The sequence below is a fragment of the Sphingomonas sp. KC8 genome (assembly GCF_002151445.1).
Classification (GTDB): domain Bacteria; phylum Pseudomonadota; class Alphaproteobacteria; order Sphingomonadales; family Sphingomonadaceae; genus Sphingomonas_E.
The window spans coordinates 3,536,107-3,557,116 of record NZ_CP016306.1 but is presented as its reverse complement, the minus strand read 5'-3'; the positions used below and the strand labels follow the sequence as shown (position 1 = coordinate 3,557,116).

The window sequence follows — 21,010 nt, the reverse complement described above, 5'->3', positions numbered from 1 at the left end:
GCCCCTGATCCCCCGAATGGGTAGTGAACATGCTCGAAAGAGGGTGTATCCCTCTGCTGATCTCTCGCCCGGCGATGGCCCTGGCGTTAGGGTCGCCCGTCACATCGGAGGGAAGCCGTCATGCCGCTGCCGGTGGAATGCACCCGCCGCAATTCTGTCTGCCGTACCATATGGTCCATGATTGCCGCCATCTGCGCCAGTGCCTGTGCACCGGCTCCTTCGGCAACACTCGCCGCGCTGAACAATCAGGCATTTCCGGGGGCTGCCGGCTATGGCGCCAATGCGATCGGCGGTCGTGGCGGCCGCATCATCCAGGTCGTGAACCTCAATGATTCAGGCACGGGATCGCTGCGCGCGTGCATCGATGCCAGCGGCCCGCGCGTGTGCATATTCCGTGTAACCGGCATCATCCGCTTCACCACCGAACGGCCCATCATCCGCAATCCCTACATCACCATCGCCGGGCAGACCGCACCCGGCGGCGGAATTTTACTGACGCATTCCGGCGGAGATCGCGGACTGACCCCCATCGTCGTCAAGAATACCCATGACGTGATCATCCGCCATGTTCGCGTGCGGATGGATCGCCCCGGTTCCATTCGCGGCAGCAACAGCGGGTTCATCATCGAAAACAGCCGGAACGTGATCCTGGATCATGTCAGCGGATCATGGGCCGTCGACGAAAATATCGGCGGCTATGCCAATAACGACAATGTGACCATTTCCTGGTCGATTTTCGCCGAGGGCGTTCCCCGGCACGACAAGTGCGCCTTGCTGTCGAGCGATCCCACGGCGCCGCAGCATCTGAGCTTCACCAACAATCTGTGCGCCCATAATGGCGATCGCAATCCCGATATCAACTTCCCACCGGGATCGTGCGTCGAAATACTCAACAACGTCCTCTACAATGCGCAGTCCGAATTTACCGAAGTCTGGGCAAGCTATGGCGGAACGCCTGTCAGCATCATCGGGAACTGGTATCGATCAGGCCCCGATTCCCGTGGCGAGGTGGCCGCGATCACGCGGCAGGTGATCGGCGCGACCGGCATTCCGAAAATCTATCTGGCCGACAACCGGCTGGATGGGGCATTGATCCCCCAATCCCCCAACGTCGCGGAGGTGCTGGTACCGACACCGCCCTGCCCGCTGACACAGGCCGTCGTGCCGGCCGCGCAGGCCTATGCCGATACGCTGGCCGGTGCCGGTGCCTTCCCGCGCGATGCCGTCGACCGCCGCATCGTACAAGAAGTGCGGACACGCACCGGCGCGATCGTCCGACAGGCCGGCATGATGCCACGCCTCGAAACAGGAACGCCCTATGCGGACGCGGACAATGACGGCATGTCCGATCTGTGGGAACGCGCCGTCGGGCTGAACCCGCTCGTCAACGATGCCTGGGGCGACCACAATGGCGACGGCTGGTCCAACCTCGACGAATTTCTGAACCATGCCCATCGCACCGTCCTTGCGGGACAGCCCGTGCAGTAAACCGCCTTGCCGGCCGCCGGCCGGTCAATATTCCGAATTAACCGAAATCGGCGTAGCGAGATTGGTGTGCGAAAGATCGCCACTGGCACCATAAGTGGACGCACGCTTGCCGGCGAGACGCTTGGCTTCCCCCGCAACAGCGCCCATCATTTCGATCGATAAATCGATCTGGCGTTCAAGAATCGCGGCATTGGCGGCCGATGCTTCGCCCAGCGCAACCAGCGCGTCCGCCAGCCGCTCGCGTTCTTCCTCCTCCATCGCATCGGCCCAACCCGGCTGTTCGCGTTCAAGACGCGCGAGTTCGGTTTCGAGCATACCGACCAGCCGCACCTTGGCAGCCGCAAGTTCGGCAAGGTCGATGCCGCGTTCGCGCGCGCGCAACCGATCGGTTTCCTCGTTCATGATCAGCGTGAGCGAAGCCATGACGTCGATCGCGTTAGCGGGCATTGGCCGCTCCTTCCTGCATCCTGATCATCTGCGCCAGCACCGCCGGTGCCAGCCCGATACCGCCGCGTTTGGCGATTTCGTTACCCATCTGTTCGGCCAGAACGCCGCGGAACATTTCTTCACCGTGCCCGCCCGAAAATTCGTCGCCGGCGTCCACCGTTTCCATCATCATCTTGGTGATCTGGCCGACGAACACCGCTTCGAACTCGCGCGCAGTGGCCGCCTTGTCATTGGCCGGCTTTGGCATTTGCGGTGCCGGCCGGGTGGCCAGCACGGGGGATGAAATATCGCCCATCATTGCACCTCGATATCGGCCTGAAGCGCGCCAGCGCTACGCAGGGCTTGAAGAATGGTGATCAGATCGCGCGGGCTGACGCCCAGCGAATTAAGGCCCGACACCAGCGAGCGGAGCGACGCCCCGCCATTGAGCATCGCGAGCGAACGGCCACTGCCGTCATCCACGTCGATCCGCGTGCGCGGCAACACCACCGTTTCGCCATCCGAGAAAGGCCCAGGCTGCGACGCGACCGGGGTTTCCGATACGCTGATCGTCAGCCCGCCCTGCGCGATCGCGACCGGGCTGACCTTGACGTCCGCGCCCATGACAACCGTGCCCGACGCTTCGTTGATGACGATGCGAGCAGGCTGATCGACCTCGACGGCCAGATTTTCGATGCGCGCAACCAGATCGACCACCGAACCGCCCAACCCTCGCGGGCTGATTTCCACCGTTGCCGGATCGAGCACTTCGGCCGCGCCTGGCACATGGCCGTTGATGGCGTTGGCGATCCGCTGCGCCGTTGTGAAATCCGGATTTTTAAGCGCGAGTTTCAGGCTGGTCGCGGATTTAAGTGCGAAGGGCACTTCGCGTTCGATGATCGCGCCACCGGCAATCCGCCCCGACGTGGAAACGCCGCGCGTAACGCTGGCGGCCGCCCCTTGCGCCTTGAAGCCGGATACCGCGAGCGGCCCCTGCGCCACGGCGTAAATTTCGCCATCCAGCGCGCGCAGCGATGACACGAGCAATGTTCCACCCTGAAGGCTGGTCGCATCGCCCATGGCCGACACCTGCACGTCGATCTTGGAACCCGCACGCGCAAACGGCGGCATCGTCGCCGTTACCGAAACGGCGGCCACATTCTGCGTCCGCATCTGCGTGCCGCGAATATTGACGCCCATCCGTTCCAGCATCGCCTGGATGCTTTCTTCGGTGAACGGCGTGTTGCGGATGCGATCGCCGGTGCCAGGCAGGCCGACCACAAGGCCATAGCCGACAAGCTGGTTCGAACGGACATTTTCGACATCGACGATGTCCTTGATCCGCGGCGAAGCCGAGGCGTGCGCCGGGCCGAGGCCACAGGCCGCAAGCACCGTAGCCGACGCCACGATAAGGGCCCGCGCCCTGAAGCTGGTTAAGGTTCGCATCATAGTCCTTATAGGATGAAGCGGGGGGTGAACCGGGCCGGAACCCTAGAATTTCTGCGCATCACGCGATCCGCCGGGCGAGGCGCATGACGTAGCCGATGATCTCCGCCACGGCGGCGTAATGCTCGGTCGGGATCGGGTGATCGATATCGACCGCTGCGTACAGCGCACGCGCCAAGGGCGGGCTTTCCACGATCGGTACCTTATGGGCACCGGCGATCTCGCGGATCTTGAGCGCGACTTCGTCGACACCCTTGGCCACCACCACCGGGGCCGCCATGTCGCCATGTTCATATTTCAGCGCGACGGCATAATGGGTCGGGTTGGTGATGATGACGCTGGCTGTCGGCACCGCCGTCATCATCCGCCGTCGCGCACGCTGCATGCGGATCTGGCGGATCTTGGCCTTGATCTGGGGATCGCCATCGCTCTGCTTCATTTCGTCCTTCAGTTCCTGAAGGCTCATCCGCATTTTCTGCATGAAGGCGCGGCGCTGATAGATGAAATCGGCCAGTGCGATCACGAAAACGAGCAACGCGATCATCTTGATCATCTTGTAAATGATCGCCATCGCGGTCTGCCCGATCGCCCCCGCTGGCGCGCCGATCAGCTGGTCGAGCGCGACCGCCTTGGGCCATGCGACCATGAAGGCAACGATCCCGATCGCCGAAAATTTGGCGAGCGTCTTGGCAAACTCCACCAGCGCACGCTTGCCAAGCAAGCGGCCGAACCCGGCGATCGGCGACAGTTTCGACCATTTGAAGCCGACCCGTGACCAGGCCATGGTCGGCCGGCCCTGCAGGAATATCGTCAACAGCGCGCAGCCGACCAGAACGCCCCCGATCGGCGCGAGGGACATGGCGACATGCGCCATGACGCCCCCGATCAAATTCTGTGCACCTGTCGGCTCGATGGGAAAATCATCCGCGCCGCCCCACAGCCGAACGAACATCGCGCCCAGCCGCGAAAGGCTCCACGCACCCAGCCCGCCGGCAACGATGATCAGCCCCAGAAACATCGCTGCGTGGCGCATTTCCGGCGCACTGGCGACATCCCCCTTGGCTCGCGCATCGTCGAGCTTCTTCTGGGTCGGTTCTTCGGTCTTCTGGTCCTTGTCGGGTTCGGACATGGCCTAAAGGCTCCAGCCATTCTGCATGAACGTTCCCATCGCTTCAGCGAAACTCGTCAGCATTGTGCCGATCACCACCGCGAACAGCGCAAGGCCGAGCAGGATGTTGAGCGGCTGGGTGATGAAGAACACCTGGATCGCCGGCGCCATCCGCGCAGCCAGGCCAAGGGCGACGTTGAATACGATGCCGTAAACAAGCAGCGGTGCTGCAAGGCTGAGCGCCAGGCCCATCGCCTGCCCGGTGGTTTCCACCGCCAGCCGCGCGAAATCCTCCGCCGGCGGAAGGCCACCGACAGGGAACAGGGCGTAGGACTGGACGATCGAGGCGATCCACAGATGGTGCACGCCCATCGCCATGCACATCACCGCCGCCGCGACGGTAACGAAACGCGCGATCAGCGGCGATTGCCCGCCCATCCCCGGATCTGAAATCAGCGCGGACGACAAACCGACCTGCAGACTGACGATCGCACCCGCCATTGATGCCGCGTTGAACAGGATGCGGATGATCATCCCCATCGCAAGGCCCACCAGCAATTCGGAGATGATGATCCCCGGCAGCGCGGTTTCCGATCCGATGACCGGCGTCACCCGCCCGCTCAACAGCCCGAACAGTCCGGCGGTAAAGCCAAGGCCCAGCATCAGCCGCACCCGCGGCGGGATCGCATCTTCGGAAAAGACCGGCAGCAGCATCAATATCGCCCCGACCCGCGCGAACAGGATCAAGAAGGCCGTGGCGTCAAAAGGCAGATTGGCCATGGTTCAGCCGGTGACGATGATGTCCGCCACCCGCGCCATGAACGCGGACAGCGCCCGCCCGATCATCGGCAGCGACAGCAACAATACGATGCCGAGCACGAGGATCTTGGGCACGAAGGTGAGCGTCATTTCCTGAATCTGGGTCAGGGCCTGAAACAGGCCGATGGCGACACCGACGATCAGCGAGGCGATCAGCATCGGCCCCGCGATCGTCAACACCAGCAACAGGCCGGCCTTCGCCAGCTCAATGGCCTGAAACGAATCCATCGTCCGTCAGATCTGCATGCGCATGATTTCGGAGTAAGCGTTCACCACCCGATCGCGCACCGCGACCACGGTGTCGAGCGCGGTTTCGGCTGCACCGATGGCGGTGACGACATCGATCAGATCACCCTTGCCGGCCACCTGCTTGGCGCTGGCCGCTTCGGCGGTGCGCATCGAACTGGCGGCTTCGGTAACGAAATTTTCGATCATCCCGCCAAATCCGCCGCCGGCCGGCGATGCGGCGCCCGGCCCTTCGGCTTCGCCGATCTTAGGGGCCGACGATGTGAGCACGCGGCCATAAGCGGCGGCGGCGTCCAATGCTCCGATAGACATGATGATATCCTTTACTTGAGCAGATCGATGGTGCGCATGGTGAGGCCGCGCGCGGCTTCGATCGCATTGAGATTGGCTTCGTAGGACCGCTGCGCCGCCTTCATATCGGCGGACTCGACCAGTCCGTTGACGTTAGGACGCAAGACGTAGCCCGACGCATCGGCGGCCGGGCTGCCCGGCTGATAGACGCGCTGGAAGTCGCTTTTGTCGCCGGTGATCGACTGGACCTTGACGTTGGTGCCACCGGTCGCGCGGTCGACTTCGGTTTTGAAGGTCGCAACGCGGCGGCGATACGGATCGCCCCCCGCCGTGCGCGACACGGAATCCGAGTTGGCGAGATTTTCGGCGATCACGCGCATCCGCAACGATTGTGCCCGCAGGCCCGACGCGGACACACCGATCGATGTTTTAAGGTCCATGGTTCCTCCTGCCCGCTTCCTGCCGGCTTTTCCCTTATAGGCATTTTTTGCCTACCTCCGGCGGATCCCAGAAAATTAATCCTATAACGATAGCATAAGGAGACCATCTGCATGTCCGTCCTCGAGGGAATACCTGTCGATCTGTCGATTGTGCTCGGATCGACCAGCCTGCCGATCCGGCAAGTGCTGAAAATGGGCCGTGGCGCGATGATCCCGCTCGATTGCGGGCATAGCGATCCGACGCTTGTCTATGTGAACAACGAACTGGTGGCGAAGGGCAAGGTGCTCGTCGACGGCGAACATATGTCGCTGGAAATCACCGAAGTCGTGCAGCGGGGCCGCTAGGGTGGATTTCCTTGCACTCCTGCGCACCTTCGGCGCGCTCGGCATCGTCCTTGGGCTGCTGGCCGGCGCCTTGTGGCTGGTGCGCCGCTACGATCTGAAACTGCCCGGCGCCCTGATGGGCGGGATGATGCGATCGGCCGGCCCGCGCCGGATCGAAATGATCGAACGGCTGCCGATCGATCCGCGCCGCTCGGTCGCGCTTATCCGCCGCGACGACAAGGAACATCTGGTGATGATCGCCCCCGAAGGCCTGTTGCTGATCGAAACCGCGATCCCCGCCGACGCCGAAAAGGCCGTCCCCCATGCGTAAGGCGCTTACCCTTGCCGCGATCGCCTTGATGGTCGCGCTGCCCGAAGCCGCGATGGCGCAGAGCGTTTCGGCCAATCTGGGCGAAGGATCGATTTCCGGCCGGGCGATCCAGTTGGTGATGATGCTGACGGTGCTGAGCCTTGCGCCCGGCATCCTGATGACCGTCACTTCCTTCACCCGGATCGTGGTTGCGCTGTCATTGCTGCGCACCGGCATCGGCGCGCCTGGCGTACCGCCCAATCCGGTGATCATCAGCCTGGCGCTGTTCCTGTCCTTCTTCGTGATGGCGCCCACCTTCGATGCTGCGTGGAAGCAGGGCATCACGCCCTATAATGAAGGCCGGATCACCGAGGCGCAGGCGTTCGAGCGCACATCCAAGCCGTTTCACACCTTCATGCTGAAACATGTCCGCGACGATGATGTCCGCCTGTTCGTCGAACTGTCCGGCAAGAAACCGACACCACGGGCCGAACTGCCGATGACGACCCTGATGCCCGCCTTCATGATTTCAGAACTGCGGCGCGCGTTTGAAATCGGGTTCCTGCTGCTGCTGCCCTTCCTTGTCATCGATCTGGCCGTCGCCGCCGTGCTGATGGCGATGGGCATGATGATGTTGCCGCCCGCGACCATATCCCTACCGATGAAGATCATCTTCTTCGTGCTGGTCGACGGCTGGGCGCTGATTGCGGGATCGCTGGTCAAAAGCTTTGGCGGGCCGGGCTGAAACCCGGAGCGCATGAAAAAGGCCGGTCCGCCATCAGCGAACCGGCCTTTTTTTATGTCATTCGCCCGGCAGGATCGCGGCGTAGCGGATCGATGGATCGTTGAGCCATTCGGCCAGCACCGCAAAAGCGATCGGTTCCAGAAAGGCAACGCCAACCCTGTCCCCGCGCACCCAGCGCACCACCCCGCGCAAGGGATCGAGACCAGGTACCGTCAGCGTCAGCAGCATGTCTTTTTCAAGGGGCAAGGCCGTCGCGAGCTTGGCACCGCCCTGCGACAAATCCTCGACAGATACGCGGTGAACCCGCCCTTCGATCCGCACTTCGGCCGGACAGTTCGTGGGCATTCGCGGCGCGCGTGGTGCCAGCGCGGCGCTTGGCCGGCGAATGGTGGAGCATTCGGACAACATCCGTTCCACGTCGACGGGCGTATCGAACTGGACGCCGATGGCCCGACGATCGACCCAGCGCACCGAACTGGGCATGATATCACCGTTGCGAAACTCGATACGGATCGGTTCGCCGACAACGAATGGCGCGCGCACCTCCGCCTTCAGCCCGCCGGCGGAAAGGTTGCGGATGCAGCACAGGGTGTCGCACCGGTCGCTCATGATCCGGCCGATCAAAAACAGCGTCATCGTGCGCGCCGAACGCGGGGTCAGCAGCGGCGCGGTCCGCGCCGGTTGCCACGGATCGGTTCCGTCTTCGATACCATCGAAGGCCTGCTGTGTCATAAGCATCTCCCCGACACCAATATCAAACTGGCGACGCCTGCGTCACCACGGCCCGACGTATGACATCCTTGCCGTAAGTTTCCGCCGCGGCATCCAGAACGACTTTCCGAAACACGGCAAGGCCGGGAATCAAACCATCGCGGCCGCTGGCCATCGGCGTCCGATAGGTCCGCATGTTGATGGCATTGAGCAGGATCGGCAGACGAAGCTGAACGTCCTCGCGCTTGTCGCTCGGCACCTCAAGCTGCACTTCGAACGACACATAGGATGCAAGGCTGCCATCGCCGAACACCAACGGCGCGAGAATCGTGCCGGTGGGAACGAACTCCGTCTTCACGGGGGCGTTACGCGGGGCACCCAGCATCAGGCTGGTGCCATAAGCGGCGCCCCCGCCGACCCCTATGCCAAGCACCAGGACCAGTGCCGACACCAACACCTTCTTCACCGCTCATCTCCCGCCTGTGGCAGCACTGAAAGCTGATATTCCATAATCGGTGCACAAACCCTTGCACCACGAGATTTTTTCCGGGCCATCGGCAATTCCGCCGCCATCCTAGAATTTGAAGCTAGCATCCTGCGGCAGTGCCGGTGCGGCAGCCATGATCACGATGGTAATCCGCCGGTTTTCGGGGCGATCGGGCCGATCGGGATAGATCGGTTCCGACCCCGCCTTGGCGACCACTTCGGAAAAACGATCCGCGGACAACCCCGCTGCGATCATCGCCGATCGCGCCGCCAGTGCCCTGTCGCCCGACAGCCGCCAGTTGGCGTCGCTCTGTCCGCCCGACGAATCGGTATGCCCTTCGATCGCGACCTGCGCGCCCGTCTTGGCAAGCTTGCGCGCCAGCCGGGTCAGCAATTGGCGGGCATAATCGTTCAGTTCCGCCGTGGGACCGCGAAACATCGAGCGGTTGGCGCTGTCGACAAGATGCACCCGCAGCCCGTCACGGCTGGATTCCGTGCGCACACTGCGCGTCTGATCTGGCGATTCAGGGGGCTTTTCCAGCGACAATGTCAGTTCATCGGCAAGCACGCGCAATGCCGCTTCAGGGACGTTCGCGGTACCGCCACGTGCCGCGCCGTTGACGCCCGCTTCAGCGGAAGGCTGGCCGACCGACGTCGTGTCAGCGGCCTGCGCCCGCCGACCGCGCCCGCCCAGGCCGGGCTGGCTTCCCGGCGCAGTTGTCAGCGTCGCCGCCGGGGAATCCTTGGCCGGTTGGGGCGAAAAATATTCGGCCAACCCCTTCAACTGGGCCTTGTTGGGGTTTGCAAGCAACCACAGCAACATGAAGAAGGCCATCATCGCCGTCACGAAATCGGCATAGGCGACCTTCCACGCCCCGCCATGATGCGCATGCGGCTTGTGCTTGCGTACCTTGCGAATGACGATCGGCGCGAGGCCTTCATTCTGTCCCGATGCCATGAGACGATCCTCAGTCGATCGCGGCGCGCAGCCGCTCCTGCACGGCGGTCAGCCGCACCTTGTCGATCGCATCGCGCGCATCATGCCCCTGCGCCAGCCGATCCAGCAGGTTGGCGCTCTCGTCTGCATGCTGGACGACGAGGTCGAACACCTGAAGCTGGTCGATATAATCGATCGCGAAGCGCTCATCGGCAACCAGCGTCTCCGCCAGTTGCTCGATCAGCAGGCGCACGCCGCGAATCTCCTCGGCAACCGCCGCGCACAGCGACGTCCCCACATTGCCAATCTGCGTCATCATCATATCTCGATCGATCTTTTGTCCGTGGGTTGCTCAGAAAAGTTCGACGTCGCCGTCGGGCAGCTTGATCGGTTTGACGGGCGCGATCGGCGGCGCATCCGCGACGAGGCTGGAACGGACCCGGCCTTCGTAGGGCATGAATTCCACCTTGCGCGCCCGCGTTCCGCCCAGTTCGCAGCGACCGATCGCGATGCCTTCGGTCTCCATGAACTGGCGCGCAAAGGCCGCGTTGCTGCTGCCGATCGCGCCCAATCCGGCGATGATGTTCGCGCCGCCATAAAGGTGCGCGCGCAGCCGCGTTCGCATGGCGCCACGCTGCATCATGCCGTTGATCAGCAGTTCCATGGCGTGGACGCCGTAACGCTGTTCTTCGCCCTGCTCGACCCGGCTTTCCGTCCCCGGTTCGCCCAGCAGGAAATGGTTCATGCCACCGACCCGCGCCACCGGATCCTGCAAGCACACCGCCACGCAGGATCCAAGCAGGGTCGAAATGATGACGCCGGGTTCCGCGACCACGCGGTGCTCACCCTGGACGATCGGGATGCGCCGCATGGGATCAGGTCAACTCACCGAAGACGCGCTCGATTTTTTCCTTGAGCGCGGCCGGCGCGAACGGCTTGACCACATAATTGTTCACGCCCAGCGCCGCGGCTTTCTGCACGACCTCTCGATCGGCCGATCCCGTCAGCATGATGAACACGGTCTTGCCGATCACCGGATCGGCGCGGACAGCTTCCAGAAACTGGAGACCATCCATATCGGGCATGTTATAATCGGAAATGATCAGGTGAACGCGATCGGACTTGACTGCGGGCAAGGCTTCCACCGCCCCCGCCTTGTCGCGGATATCCTTGAAGCCAAGATCCTGAAGCGCGCGCCGGATCATTGCACGCATGCTCGTCTGATCGTCGACCACCATAACCTTAATTGCAGACGCTGCCGGCATGAACCGCTCCCAAATTACTTCCGGCAAGCCGCGAGGATGGCCTCGGGCATTGCTGATAAACTCACTTCCCGTTCGACCGCCCCGATCTCGAAGGCGGCGCGCGGCATCCCGTAAACCACGCAGGTGGCCTGGTTCTGGCCGAGCGTCCGGGCGCCGGCGGCGCGCATGGCCATCAGGCCGGCTGCACCATCGCTGCCCATCCCGGTCAGGATTGCGCCAACAGCGCGCGATCCCAGCGCCGCTACCGAATGGAACAGCACGTCGACCGATGGACGATGCCCCCCGACGGGATCGCTGGGCCGCAACCGGATGTGACCGGTCGTACCGCCCACCAGCTCCATGTGGTTCTCACCCCCTGGTGCAATATAGACGGTCCCACGGCTGATCGGCATTCCGGCCACCGCTTCGACCACCGAAACGCGCGATTCCCGATCGAGCCGCGCGGCAAATCCATTGGTGAACGCCGCCGGCATGTGCTGGACGACGAGCACCGGCGGGCAATCCGGCGGCAGCGCGCCGATCACCGAAAACAGGGCTTCCACCCCGCCGGTCGACGCTCCGATCGCGATCAGCACATCGCGCTGCGTGCCGGGCTGGGCCGAAGCGACAGGCGGCAGTTGCGAAGGGCCACGGCGCACCGAAGATCGCTTGGCCGCCTTCACCATCTTGCGCAGCAGGGCTGCGTCCTGGGCGATTTCCAACGGATTGCCGGTCGGTTTGGCAATGCAGTCCACCGCACCCAGCCGGAGCGCCTCGATCGTCGCCTCGGCGCCACGCGCTGTCAGCGTCGAACACATGATCACCGGCATCGGCCGCAGCCGCATGATCTTTTCCAGAAAGGACAGGCCGTCCATCCCCGGCATCTCGATATCAAGCGTCACGACATCGGGGTTGAGCGTCTTGATCATCTCGCGCGCGGTGTGCGGTTCGGGTGCGACGCCGATCACTTCAATCTCGGGATCAGCCGACAACATCCGGCTCAGCACCGCGCGCATCGATGCGCTGTCGTCGACGATCAGGACACGGGTACGTTCGCTCATCGCCCAGCCCCGCCCGTCTTGACGTAGATCGTCTGGCCGACAGGCTCCATCGCCGCCGCCGCCGGGCCCATCAGGCGTTCGGAATGGCCGATATACAGATGGCCACCGGGCGCGAGCATGTCGACGAACCGCGCCTCAAGCTCGGTTTTAGCCTTGTCGTCGAAATAGATCATGACGTTGCGGCAAAAGATGACGTCATATTGCTGGCGCATCGGCCAGCGATCGAACAGGTTCAGGACCCGTGCTGTCACCAGCTCGCGCAACTCATCGACCACGACATGGCCGTCGCCTTCCGGCCGCAACCAACGGCTGCGATAGGCGCTCGGAATCGGTTCGACAGTCGCCGCCGAATAAAAACCACGCGCGACGGAATCGACGACATGCGGGGCGATATCGGTGGCCAGCAGTTTGACGTCGCCCTGCCGCAGCCACGCCGCGCTCGTCTGCCCTTCACCCGCCAGGCACATGGCGATGGTGTACACTTCCTCGCCACTGGAGCAGCCGGCCGACCAGATACGAACCGGCGCGCCCGATCGTGCCCGCGCCTGCAACTGTGGCAGCACCGTCTGCCGCAAATGATCGAAATGATGATCTTCACGGAAGAAGTGCGTGTGGTTGGTTGTCAGCGCCACCACCATTGCCGCGCGTTCCGTGGCATCTTCCCGCACCAGGGCCACATAGTCGGAAAAGCGTGTCAGGCCATGTTCACGCAAGCGCCGGCTAAGCCGCGAATGGACGAGTACGACCTTGCTTTCGACAAGGTGGATCCGCGCTTCGCTCTGCATGATCGCCGCGATCGCGCGGAACTCGGGCAAGCCGAGTTCTCCGGCGACGGCCGGCCCCGATCCGCCCGCGCTGTCGCTGGCAAGAGGGATGGCGCTGTGCTTCACGCGGCGAGATCCATCATGCGTCCGAGGCTGAGCGCTTCGAGGTCGAGCAGCAGGACCATCGTTTCGGCATCGTCGGCTTCCTGCGTGCGCCGTTCGATCTTGACGAGGCCGGCGATCATGCTCGCTTCGACCATCTCGACTTCCGGTGCGGGCTGGATATCTTCACCCTTGATCGCCACGATGTCGGCCACTTCATCCACCAGAAAGCCTGCCTGGCGGCCGCCGATGCTGACGACCAGGATGCAGGATCGCGCATGCAGCACGCTCGGCGCCCAGCCGAGGCGTTCGGCCAGGCCGACGACGGGAACCACCGAACCGCGCAGGTTCGTCACGCCCTTGATGTAGGAAGCCACGCTCGGCAGCGGCGTCGGCTCTTCCCATTCACGGATTTCGATCAGCGCGCGCATGTCGATGCCGAACATCTGCTCGCCCAGCGTGAAGGTGACGATCTTGCGGTCGTCGGAATTTTCGCTCGTGCTCATGCTGCCATTCCTTTCAGGGCGTATTTCGACGGGGTGTTGGTCGCTGCGACAAGCGCATCGATATCGAGGATCAGGCCGATCGTGCCGTCGCCCAGGATCGTCGCACCACCCAGCCCGCGGATCGGGTGGAGATTGTCCTCCAGGCTCTTGATGACGACCTCGCGGCGGTTCTCGATCGTGTCGACCATCAGGCCGACATGGCCGGCGGCATCGCTTTCGACGATGATCACCAGCGATTCCTCAGGCGTGCGCAGGTCGTTGGCGCCAATGCCGAACATCTGGCCCACCCGTTTCACTGGCAGATAGGAACCACGCAGTTCGATCACCTCGGAATTGGGCGAGGTCGGTTTCACCTGGCCCGGTTCGGGCTGCACCGTTTCGATCACATTGCCGAGTGGCAGTACGAAGCGCTGCTGGCCCAGGCGGACGATCATGCCGTCGAGAATGGCGAGCGTCAGCGGCAGCGCCATCGTGAAGGTCGTGCCTTCGCCCGGTGTCGAATGGATTTCCACGCGGCCACCCAGCGCCTCGACATTGCTGCGGACGACATCCATTCCGACGCCACGACCGGAAATGTTCGAAATCGTCTCCGCCGTCGAAAAGCCGGGTGCACAGATCAGGCTGTCAATCTCTTCGTCGGACATCACCGCATCGGCGCTGATGATCCCCTTTTCGATCGCCTTGGCGCGAACCCGGACACGATCGATGCCGCGGCCGTCATCGCTGACGCGCACGACGATGCGGGCGCCTTTTTGTTCGGCCGACAGGCGGATCGTGCCTTCGGCGGGCTTGCCGGCGGCGATGCGCTGTTCCGGGCTTTCGATGCCATGGTCGACGGCGTTGCGGATCATGTGGGTCAACGGATCGCCGATCTTCTCGATCACGCCCTTGTCGACTTCGGTGGTTTCCCCGGTTGTTTCGAGGATGACCTTCTTGCCGGTTTCCGTCATCAGATCGCGCAGCATCCGCGGCACCCGCGAGAAAGCCTGGCGGATCGGCTGCGCGCGCAGCGACATGACATTATCCTGGATCTGCCGGGTCAGGCGCGACAGTTCGGGAAGCTCGACGCGTTCCTGATCGACCGGCGACAACCGATCGGACAGGATTGATCCGTGGATCACCAGTTCGCCAACCAGGTTGAGCAGTTGATCCAGCTTCGACAGGTCGACCCGGATCGTCTGCGCCGCCGGCTCGGCCGTGCGGCCTTCGGCCACCGCGGCGGTGGGAGGCGCAGGCGGGGCGGCCGGCATCGGCGCCGCGACAGGTGCTGCAACCGGCGCGACGATCTGTTCAACCGCCGCAACGGCCGTAACCGGCTCAGCTTCGACGGTCGCGCGCGCCATTTCGATGATCGAATCCGGCGCCACGAAATCGAAACATTCGCGGATGTCCTGCTCTTCCACCGTACCCGGCAGGCTCAGCGTCCAGACGAGGTAGCTGTCCTCGGGATCAAGGTCGCGCAGGCCCGGCAGAGCAGAACTGTCGACGGCGACGATCTGGCCGCCCATCCCTTCCAGTTCGCGCACGATAAACAGCGGCTCGCTGCCATTGGCCATCGCCGCGCGCGACGGGCCGAAACGCACCACCCATGGCTGTGCCGCCGGGGGCGTCAGATCGTCGAGGTCGATCGCCACCGGTTCGAACCCGAACGGGTCAAACTCTTCCACGCCGGCCTGAACCGGCACGAAGCCGAATTCATCGTCAGCGGGCTCCACGGCAACCGGCTCCGGTGCAGCCGGCACGTCGCCGCCACCCGCGCCCTTGCTTTCCAGAATGGCGTCCAGCGCGACAAGCATCGCTTCGTGCGCCGGCGGCGCGGTGCCGCCTTGCGCCGCCGCCACATGATCCGACAGAATATCGAACGCATTGAGCATAACGCGCGTGACTTCGGCGGTCGGCGGAATTTTCCCCGCGCGCACCTCGTCGAGCACATTTTCGAAACGGTGCGAGAATGCCAGCAACGCGGCATGGCCGAACGCGCCCGATCCGCCCTTGATGGAATGGACCGCGCGGAAGACGCCCGCGATCACATCGGCCGAAACATCGCCGCCAGCCATAGCCGACAGGCCCTGTTCCGCGACGACGAGTCCCTCGGCGCATTCCTCGAAAAAGATTCCCTGGATTTCATCCAGTTCGTCATTGCCGGTGCTCATGGGCACACGCGGCGGATGGCCGCCCCCAGCTTGGTCGCGTCGAATGGCTTGGTGATCCAGCCGGTTGCCCCGGCCTCGCGTGCACGTGTCTTCTTCTCGTCCGAAAATTCGGTCGACAGCACCAGAATCGGCGTTCCGCGAAATTCAGGCACACCGCGCACCGCTTCGATCAGTTCGAAACCGTCCATCTTGGGCATGTTGATATCGGTGATCAGCAGATCGGGCGCCACTTCGTGCATCCGCTCAAGCCCATGTTCGCCGTCATTGGCGCTTTCGATGCGAAAGCCCTGCGCGGTCAGCGATGTCTTGAGCAGCATCCGCATGCTCGCCGAGTCATCGACCGTCAGAATTAGTTTGCTCACTGAACAGGTTCCTCTTCCCTGATTAGGCCGATGGCCTCGCCCAGCCGGCACGCGGTTACGCGATCGACGAAGGCCGGGCTTGGGCTGACGATGGTGAATGCCTGCCCTGCGCTGTCCGCTTCGGCCTTGGCGGCGACGAGCAGTTGCAGCACGGCCTGGCCGACGCTTTCGACCTCGCTGGCGTCCACCGCGATCTCGCCATCGAAATCGCTGGCAAGGACAAGGCGGACGCGCAGATCTTCGGCGGTGACGGTGGATCCGTGAACAGGCAGGCGGAGCGAGCGATCTTCGCCCGGCAGGTCAGGCAGGTTTTGCATGAAGTTCATCCTTGGCTTCGTCGAGGGCGGCCTCAAGCTGCGAGAAGGAGGGCGCATAGTTGGACGGCGTCATCCGGCGGGCGAGTTCGATCGCCACCTGCGTCGGCAAGCCTTGCGCGTGGGCGGTGATGGCCGTCTTCACGATCATGTATGGCTTGAAATCACCGTCCACGATCTGAAGGAGCTTGGAAGCGATCGGACCGACGAGGCAGTAAGCGAGCAGCACGCCCAGGAAGGTACCGACGAGGGCGCCGCCGATCATCGCACCCAGAATTTCCGTCGGCTGGTCGATCGAACTCATCGTCTTGATCACGCCGAGCACGGCGGCGACGATACCAAGGGCCGGAAGCCCGTCGGCCATCATCTGCAGTGATTGCTGCGGCAGCAATTCTTCGGCGTGATGCCGTTCGATATCGCCTTCCATAGCTTCGGCAAGCTGATGCGGATCTTCGAAATTGACCGTCATCATGCGCAGATAATCGCAGACGAACTCGATCAGCCCCTTGTCACCCAGCAGCTTGGGGTAGCGGCCGAAAATATCGCTGTTCTGCGGCATATCGAGGTGGCTCTCGATCGCGGTCGCGCCGCCTTTGCGGAATGTCGCGAGCAAGGTGAACAGCAGCGCGAGCAGATCGCGATAATCGCCGTCCGTCCAGCGCGGTCCCTTGAAAACGCGCATCACCCCGGCCCACGTCTTCTTCACCGTCGCCAGCGAATTGCCGAGCACGAAGGCGCCGATGGCGGCACCGCCGATGGCCAGCATTTCATGCGGCAACGCATGCAGGATGACCGTCAGATTGCCGCCCGACATCAGGAAGCTGCCGAATACGCAGACCAGGATAACAACGAGGCCGATACCGTTGAGCATAAGGGGAATCCGAGAAACTGGATGGCCGAGGCCGGTTTGATGATTATAGGATGAAGTTGTGGCGGATGATCGCGAGGCGCGGCTTTTTCAGCGGCCTCCCCCACACCGAACGGCCCGGCCGGTGATAAATATGCGCCGTCATGCCCAAATGGCCGCCACCATCCTAAAATGGCACTGGACACCTGAGGGAGTAGTCATGTCGCTCAATGCCTATCGTCGCGCCCAGTCGGTTACTGAAACGCCCCGCGCCACCGAATATCGGCTGATGAGTCAGATCACCGGCGAACTGATGGATGCGCGCGATGCCGGGTTGAAGGCCGCCGCGCTTATGCCCGCGCTGCATCGCAATCGCGAAGTATGGAGCACCTTCGCCACATTGTGCGGCGCGCCTGGCAACCGTCTGCCGGATGAGTTGCGGGCTTCGATCATCTCCATCGCGCTCTGGGTCGAACGCCATACCAGCGCGGTGGCGACCGGCCGGGAATCCATTGAGGACCTGATCGAGGTTAACCGCGCGATCATCAACGGGCTGGCGCACGAAAATCTGGCTGCATAACAAGAACGCAGTCGTCTCCAGAGACAACTCTCAAACGACTATTTTACCATTATGATCAAATAGTTATCCGGATTGTTCAAGCTGGCCCGCAACAGTACAAAACTCGGTTCACCGCAGCGAGCTGCCAGCCCGGTTAATCTTCCCCTTTAACAATAATTCACATTCGGCTAGCGCCTGTTGCTCAAAGAGGACATCGGGGCAAGCAGCGAAAAGGAATGCATGGGTTCACTACGCCGGAACGGCGCACGACATCCCAGCCCAACGGCGAAGCCGGGTTACTGAGCTATCTGTGCATCGCGGCCGCGCAATCCTGCTGCATCATCGTGCTGACGGCCTGGAGTGCGGGCAATATCGGCGCCGCAGGTTTCGGCAGCAGCCACTATCCGATGCAGCCGCTTACGGCCACGAGTTTCCTGCTTGTCACGCTCGCATTGACGGCCTCCATCCAGGCATGGAAGGCGGCCGCGCTCGTGCTGCTGGTTCCCGCTTTCGCAATTGCGGGCCAAGCCATTTTGCACCAGGCATTCGGCCTGACGCCGGGTCTAGGCTTGGTGATGTTCGGCGATATCGTGGTTCAGCAGGTCCGCCTGGCGCCCGGCCAGCCATCGCCGATGGCGGCCGCAGCGATCCTGCTGCTCAGCCTCGCAACCTTGTTGTCGCTTCAACGAAGCCGGAACGAAAGCAAGGTGATCGTGATGATCGCCTGCCTTGTGTTCGGCGTCGCGATGATAGCCGGCGGCGCAATGCCTCTGGGCGTGGTCAATGCCGCCCCTGTCGGCCCGCGGGCCATGCTCTCCATCCCCACCGCGATCACCGCCTGCGCGCTGTCGGTGGCGCTGATCGCGTGGCGCCATAGTTCGGGCTGGCCCGGATTGCTTTCGGCCGCTGGGATCGAAGGACGCACGCTTCGCACGATCTTCCTGCTGGTGCTTATCGCGCCGGCCATACTGGCCTTGGCCAGCCTGTGGGCCACGCGGCGGATGGGTTTTTCAGCGGAATTGATCGAAATCGCCGAAGCCGGGGCGCACATCGTGCTCGCCGCCTCCATCCTCTTTTGGGCCTGGTCGCGGATCGCGCGCGAAAATGGCGCCCGCTGGGCATTGACGCGTGCGCTGGATTCCGCGCCGATCATCCTGGCCAATCGGCAAGGGGAAATCGTCCATTGGTCGAAGGGGTGCGAACGGCTGTACCAATGGTCCGCAGACGACGCCGCAGGCCGGATCAAGCATGAACTGCTTCGTGCAGACCCCGCCCACAGCTGGCCCCAGCTCCTCCACCGCCTGACGAACGGCCTTCCCTACGAAAAGGAAATCGTCGAATATCGGCGCGATGGGGTGGCCCTGCATATCCTGGAACAGGCCCGTTTGCTGCCGGTTCGCCATGACGACCAGCCACTGATCGTGTTGTCAATGACCGACATCACCGTACGCGAACAACGTACCGCCGCGCTCAAGGCCCGGGAATCGGAATTGCTGTCGATCCTGGAAACCGCGCCCGATGCGATGATCACGATAGACGATCGCGGCTGCATTCGTTCGTTCAGCGCAACCGCCGAACGATTATTTGGCTATCGTGCCGAAAGCATTCTCGGCCAGAATCTGAAGATGCTTATGCCTTCCCGTTATTGGGCCGATCATGACGCCGCTATCCGGCGCCAGCAGGGAAGCGGCGTCATGCAGCCCCGGCCCCAGTCACGGCGGCTGGCAGCCCTGCGAAGCGACGGCACCGAACTGCCGATCGAACTGGCGATTGGCGAAGCGCGTGTCGGCGACCAGCGCATCTTCACCGGCTTCGTTCGCGATCTCAGCGAAACCTTCGCCGCACAGCAACGGCAAGCCGAGCTTCGCGACGAACTTCTCCATGTTTCCCGCTTGAGTGCGATGGGCGAAATGGCAGCCGGGCTTGCCCATGAACTGAACCAGCCTTTGGCTGCCGCCGCCAATTTCCTTGGCGCGGCGGACATGCTTCTGGAAAAGCAGGGCGAAGATGGCGCCAAGATTCGTCAACTGGTGCGACTTGCCAACGGCCAGGCGCTACGCGCCGGGGATCTGATCCGCCGCCTGCGCAGCTTTGTTTCGAAAAGCGACGTCGAGGTTCGCGCCGAACCCGTTGGCGACGTCATCGCCGACGCCGTGGTTCTTGCGTTGACGAGCACGGAACAGCAGAAAATCAGCATCCGCTATGAACTTGATCCCCTGCACGCGATGATCCTTGCCGATCGCATCCAGATCCAGCAGGTTCTGGTCAATCTGATCCGCAACGCGGTCGAAGCACTTGACGATCAAGGCCACCACCAACCGGAAATCATTCTGGCATCGCGTCAGGATGGCCACGGCATGATCGAAATCGCGGTCAGCGACAACGGCCCCGGCATCGCACCGGAAATATTCCAGCGTCCTTATGAACCGTTCGTATCGACCAAATCCTATGGGATGGGTATCGGGCTGTCGATCTGCCGTCGCATCATCGAGTTCCACGGTGGCACGCTAACGGCGGACAACAAGCCCGATGGCGGCGCACGCGTCGCATTCACCATCCCGTTGAGCACCGAGTTCGAGGTCGTGTCGGCGTGACCAGCCACAATGTTTACGTGGTCGACGACGACGATGTCGTACGCGGCTCGCTGCAAAGCCTGCTATCGGTACAGCATGATCGGTCGGTCCGCAGTTTTTCCTCGGGCGACTCCTTTCTCGCGGCAGCCAATACGCTGGAACCGGGTTGCCTGCTGCTGGATCTCCACATGCCGGGTGTATCGGGTATCAATGTCCTGAAGGCGATCCGGGCCGATCGGCCCAAATTTGTGGCCATCGTGCTGACGGGTGGAAGCGATGTCTCGCTGGCGGTGCAGGCGATGAAGGCAGGCGCCATCGATTTCATCGAAAAGCCGTGCGAGCATATGGCATTGACCCAGGCGGTGGACGCCGCCCTGGCGCAACTTGCACATTCCAGCCTGCAGGCGGAACGAACCAATGACGCGACAGCAAAGATTGCCTCCTTGTCGTCGCGCGAACGGGACGTGCTGAAAGGCCTGATCGATGGGCGATCCAACAAGGCGATCGCCTTCGAACTCGATATCAGCCCTCGGACTGTCGAAATCTATCGCGCCAAGCTGATGGAAAAGCTGGAGGTCCGCAGCCTGTCCGAAGCGCTCGGCATCGCCTTCGCCGCCGGATTGTTTCCCACCGCCTGATCCGTTCGCGGATTTACGCGCGCGGCCCCGCGCGGGGCGCGCTCTATGCAGCCTTGCCGCACGGCCAACTTCGCGCGCTCGCCCGCCCCTGCCCTCCGTTCATCCTATAA

Annotated in this window: 28 protein-coding genes; 7 read left to right on the top strand and 21 right to left on the bottom strand. The window is 62.9% G+C overall.

Going from position 1 to position 21,010, the window contains the following annotated elements; all coding sequences use genetic code 11:
* Window positions 1-120: 120 nt before the first annotated feature.
* Entirely contained in the window at window positions 121-1,488 is a 1,368-nt protein-coding gene (locus tag KC8_RS16860; RefSeq protein ID WP_138956692.1) for a pectate lyase family protein, read from the top strand.
* Window positions 1,489-1,512: 24 nt separating this feature from the next.
* Here KC8_RS16860 and KC8_RS16855 read toward each other — a convergent pair whose 3' ends face one another.
* The 8 genes from KC8_RS16855 to flgC form a co-directional block, all read right to left on the bottom strand.
* Window positions 1,513-1,935: a hypothetical protein gene (locus KC8_RS16855; RefSeq protein ID WP_010125800.1), complete on the bottom strand. Its 423-nt coding sequence runs from the start codon at window positions 1,933-1,935 to the stop codon at window positions 1,513-1,515.
* The gene (locus KC8_RS16850; protein ID WP_010125798.1) at window positions 1,925-2,230 is read right to left on the bottom strand and encodes a rod-binding protein; all 306 of its coding nucleotides are present in this window, start codon (window positions 2,228-2,230) and stop codon (window positions 1,925-1,927) included. Before KC8_RS16850 ends, KC8_RS16855 begins: the two co-directional genes overlap by 11 nt.
* Window positions 2,230-3,360 carry a flagellar basal body P-ring protein FlgI gene (locus tag KC8_RS16845; protein WP_029624572.1) on the bottom strand — a complete coding sequence of 377 codons (1,131 nt, stop codon included), beginning with the start codon at window positions 3,358-3,360 and terminating at the stop codon, window positions 2,230-2,232. The genes KC8_RS16850 and KC8_RS16845 overlap by 1 nt, the downstream gene beginning before the upstream one ends.
* A gap of 61 nt (window positions 3,361-3,421) precedes the next feature.
* Entirely contained in the window at window positions 3,422-4,489 is a 1,068-nt protein-coding gene (flhB, locus tag KC8_RS16840; protein ID WP_010125794.1) for a flagellar biosynthesis protein FlhB, read from the bottom strand.
* A gap of 3 nt (window positions 4,490-4,492) precedes the next feature.
* A complete protein-coding gene (gene fliR, locus KC8_RS16835) occupies window positions 4,493-5,248 on the bottom strand; it encodes a flagellar biosynthetic protein FliR (RefSeq protein ID WP_010125792.1) in 756 nt (251 codons plus the stop codon).
* Window positions 5,249-5,251: 3 nt separating this feature from the next.
* On the bottom strand, window positions 5,252-5,515 hold the full coding sequence (locus KC8_RS16830) for a flagellar biosynthetic protein FliQ (RefSeq protein ID WP_010125790.1): 264 nt from the start codon (window positions 5,513-5,515) through the stop codon (window positions 5,252-5,254).
* Window positions 5,516-5,521: 6 nt separating this feature from the next.
* Complete coding sequence (locus KC8_RS16825; protein WP_029624571.1) at window positions 5,522-5,845, bottom strand: flagellar hook-basal body complex protein FliE; 324 nt, start codon at window positions 5,843-5,845, stop codon at window positions 5,522-5,524.
* An 11-nt stretch (window positions 5,846-5,856) separates the two neighbouring features.
* Window positions 5,857-6,264 carry a flagellar basal body rod protein FlgC gene (gene flgC, locus KC8_RS16820; RefSeq protein ID WP_029624570.1) on the bottom strand — a complete coding sequence of 136 codons (408 nt, stop codon included), beginning with the start codon at window positions 6,262-6,264 and terminating at the stop codon, window positions 5,857-5,859.
* Window positions 6,265-6,375: 111 nt separating this feature from the next.
* Here flgC and KC8_RS16815 point away from each other — a divergent pair, with 111 nt between their 5' ends.
* From KC8_RS16815 to fliP, 3 genes are read left to right on the top strand one after another with little or no spacing between them, the layout of a single operon-like run.
* Window positions 6,376-6,609 carry a FliM/FliN family flagellar motor switch protein gene (locus KC8_RS16815; protein WP_010125787.1) on the top strand — a complete coding sequence of 78 codons (234 nt, stop codon included), beginning with the start codon at window positions 6,376-6,378 and terminating at the stop codon, window positions 6,607-6,609.
* A gap of 1 nt (window position 6,610) precedes the next feature.
* Window positions 6,611-6,919 (top strand): flagellar biosynthetic protein FliO, encoded by a 309-nt coding sequence (locus KC8_RS16810; protein ID WP_010125786.1) that lies wholly within the window; start codon window positions 6,611-6,613, stop codon window positions 6,917-6,919.
* The gene (gene fliP / locus KC8_RS16805; RefSeq protein ID WP_010125785.1) at window positions 6,912-7,643 is read left to right on the top strand and encodes a flagellar type III secretion system pore protein FliP; all 732 of its coding nucleotides are present in this window, start codon (window positions 6,912-6,914) and stop codon (window positions 7,641-7,643) included. Before KC8_RS16810 ends, fliP begins: the two co-directional genes overlap by 8 nt.
* 57 nt (window positions 7,644-7,700) lie before the next feature.
* Here the strand turns inward: fliP and KC8_RS16800 are convergent, their stop codons facing one another.
* From KC8_RS16800 to motA, 13 genes are all read right to left on the bottom strand, one after another.
* Window positions 7,701-8,375, bottom strand: a complete 675-nt coding sequence (locus KC8_RS16800; RefSeq protein ID WP_232455564.1) for a PilZ domain-containing protein — start codon at window positions 8,373-8,375, stop codon at window positions 7,701-7,703.
* A gap of 22 nt (window positions 8,376-8,397) precedes the next feature.
* Window positions 8,398-8,820 carry a hypothetical protein gene (locus KC8_RS16795; RefSeq protein WP_010125783.1) on the bottom strand — a complete coding sequence of 141 codons (423 nt, stop codon included), beginning with the start codon at window positions 8,818-8,820 and terminating at the stop codon, window positions 8,398-8,400.
* A gap of 108 nt (window positions 8,821-8,928) precedes the next feature.
* Window positions 8,929-9,798, bottom strand: a complete 870-nt coding sequence (locus KC8_RS16790) for a flagellar motor protein MotB (protein ID WP_010125781.1) — start codon at window positions 9,796-9,798, stop codon at window positions 8,929-8,931.
* 10 nt (window positions 9,799-9,808) lie between these two features.
* Window positions 9,809-10,096, bottom strand: coding sequence for a hypothetical protein (locus KC8_RS16785; RefSeq protein ID WP_232455563.1), 288 nt, complete (start codon window positions 10,094-10,096; stop codon window positions 9,809-9,811).
* A 33-nt stretch (window positions 10,097-10,129) separates the two neighbouring features.
* Window positions 10,130-10,648 carry a chemotaxis protein CheD gene (locus KC8_RS16780; RefSeq protein WP_010125779.1) on the bottom strand — a complete coding sequence of 173 codons (519 nt, stop codon included), beginning with the start codon at window positions 10,646-10,648 and terminating at the stop codon, window positions 10,130-10,132.
* A gap of 4 nt (window positions 10,649-10,652) precedes the next feature.
* Entirely contained in the window at window positions 10,653-11,042 is a 390-nt protein-coding gene (locus KC8_RS16775) for a response regulator (RefSeq protein WP_029624569.1), read from the bottom strand.
* A 14-nt stretch (window positions 11,043-11,056) separates the two neighbouring features.
* Window positions 11,057-12,082 carry a protein-glutamate methylesterase/protein-glutamine glutaminase gene (locus KC8_RS16770; RefSeq protein WP_010125777.1) on the bottom strand — a complete coding sequence of 342 codons (1,026 nt, stop codon included), beginning with the start codon at window positions 12,080-12,082 and terminating at the stop codon, window positions 11,057-11,059.
* Complete coding sequence (locus KC8_RS16765; RefSeq protein ID WP_010125776.1) at window positions 12,079-12,972, bottom strand: CheR family methyltransferase; 894 nt, start codon at window positions 12,970-12,972, stop codon at window positions 12,079-12,081. Before KC8_RS16765 ends, KC8_RS16770 begins: the two co-directional genes overlap by 4 nt.
* Window positions 12,969-13,454 (bottom strand): chemotaxis protein CheW, encoded by a 486-nt coding sequence (locus KC8_RS16760; RefSeq protein WP_010125775.1) that lies wholly within the window; start codon window positions 13,452-13,454, stop codon window positions 12,969-12,971. The genes KC8_RS16765 and KC8_RS16760 overlap by 4 nt, the downstream gene beginning before the upstream one ends.
* On the bottom strand, window positions 13,451-15,607 hold the full coding sequence (locus KC8_RS16755; RefSeq protein WP_010125773.1) for a chemotaxis protein CheA: 2,157 nt from the start codon (window positions 15,605-15,607) through the stop codon (window positions 13,451-13,453). The genes KC8_RS16760 and KC8_RS16755 overlap by 4 nt, the downstream gene beginning before the upstream one ends.
* Window positions 15,604-15,969, bottom strand: a complete 366-nt coding sequence (locus KC8_RS16750; RefSeq protein WP_029624567.1) for a response regulator — start codon at window positions 15,967-15,969, stop codon at window positions 15,604-15,606. Before KC8_RS16750 ends, KC8_RS16755 begins: the two co-directional genes overlap by 4 nt.
* Window positions 15,966-16,286: an STAS domain-containing protein gene (locus KC8_RS16745; protein WP_010125769.1), complete on the bottom strand. Its 321-nt coding sequence runs from the start codon at window positions 16,284-16,286 to the stop codon at window positions 15,966-15,968. The genes KC8_RS16750 and KC8_RS16745 overlap by 4 nt, the downstream gene beginning before the upstream one ends.
* Complete coding sequence (gene motA, locus KC8_RS16740) at window positions 16,270-17,154, bottom strand: flagellar motor stator protein MotA (protein WP_010125768.1); 885 nt, start codon at window positions 17,152-17,154, stop codon at window positions 16,270-16,272. Before motA ends, KC8_RS16745 begins: the two co-directional genes overlap by 17 nt.
* 196 nt (window positions 17,155-17,350) lie before the next feature.
* Between motA and flaF the strand changes: the two genes are divergently transcribed.
* From flaF to KC8_RS16725, 3 genes are all read left to right on the top strand, one after another.
* Window positions 17,351-17,710 (top strand): flagellar biosynthesis regulator FlaF, encoded by a 360-nt coding sequence (gene flaF, locus KC8_RS16735; RefSeq protein ID WP_010125767.1) that lies wholly within the window; start codon window positions 17,351-17,353, stop codon window positions 17,708-17,710.
* Window positions 17,711-17,925: 215 nt separating this feature from the next.
* Complete coding sequence (locus KC8_RS16730; protein WP_010125766.1) at window positions 17,926-20,283, top strand: PAS domain S-box protein; 2,358 nt, start codon at window positions 17,926-17,928, stop codon at window positions 20,281-20,283.
* Window positions 20,280-20,900: a response regulator transcription factor gene (locus KC8_RS16725; protein ID WP_010125764.1), complete on the top strand. Its 621-nt coding sequence runs from the start codon at window positions 20,280-20,282 to the stop codon at window positions 20,898-20,900. The genes KC8_RS16730 and KC8_RS16725 overlap by 4 nt, the downstream gene beginning before the upstream one ends.
* Window positions 20,901-21,010: the final 110 nt, after the last annotated feature.